We start from the raw sequence: 770 nt of genomic DNA, 5'->3' as shown, positions 1-770 counted from the left end.
CTCCCCATCTCCCCATCTCCCCCTCCAACTTAGATTTAATATTAGAAATTTTTGTCGAATCCGGCTTAGTGGTTTTGTTACCAGAGAATCCGGCTGACCGTTATCAACTCGTACATGACTACATCGCCGCCTTTATCCGCCAGCAACAGGAACCGAAGTTAAAGCAAGTGATGGCGGAACTGCAAAAAGAAAGAGAACAAAGAAAACAAAGTGAAGTTAAACTCAATCGCGTTCTCAAACGCGCCCTTTTTGGTTCCATCACCGCAGGTTTAGGATTTGCTGCTTTAGCTGCGGGAACATTCCAGTGGTCAGTAGAGGCAAATGTTAGTCAAATTAACGCCATCAATAATTCTTCTGAAGCCTTTGCTATCTCCGGACAATACCCAGATGCTTTAATCACAGCCTTAAGGGGAAGTAACAAACTCAAGCATACACTTTGGGCACAGCACAGAAGCGATACCCTAATGCACGCTGTGTTAACTTTACAGCAAGCGGTTTATTTAAAGCCAAACGAGAAGAAAGAAAATCGCGCCATAGAAGTGAACACTTTAGAAGGGCATAGCAGTAGGGTCAATAGCGTAGTCTTCAGCCCCGATGGCAAGACACTGGCTTCTGCAAGTAATGACAACACCATCAAACTCTGGGATGTCAGCACCAGCAAAGCCATCAAAACCCTCACAGGGCATAGCAGTTGGGTCAATAGCGTAGTCTTCAGCCCCGATGGCAAGACACTGGCTTCTGCAAGTGATGACAACACCATCAAACTCTGG

The 770-nt window shown here is 45.8% G+C and carries 1 protein-coding gene; it reads left to right on the top strand.

The features are described 5' to 3' along the window. Positions 1–770, top strand: a 770-nt coding sequence (locus GNE10_RS34915; protein WP_397326717.1) for a WD40 repeat domain-containing protein, incomplete at both ends; no start/stop codon positions are given.

The organism is Nostoc sp. 2RC, assembly GCF_014222165.1.
GTDB classification, from domain to species: domain Bacteria; phylum Cyanobacteriota; class Cyanobacteriia; order Cyanobacteriales; family Nostocaceae; genus Nostoc; species Nostoc linckia.
The sequence above is the reverse complement of the archived record's forward strand: the minus strand, read 5'-3'. Positions and strand labels throughout refer to the sequence as shown.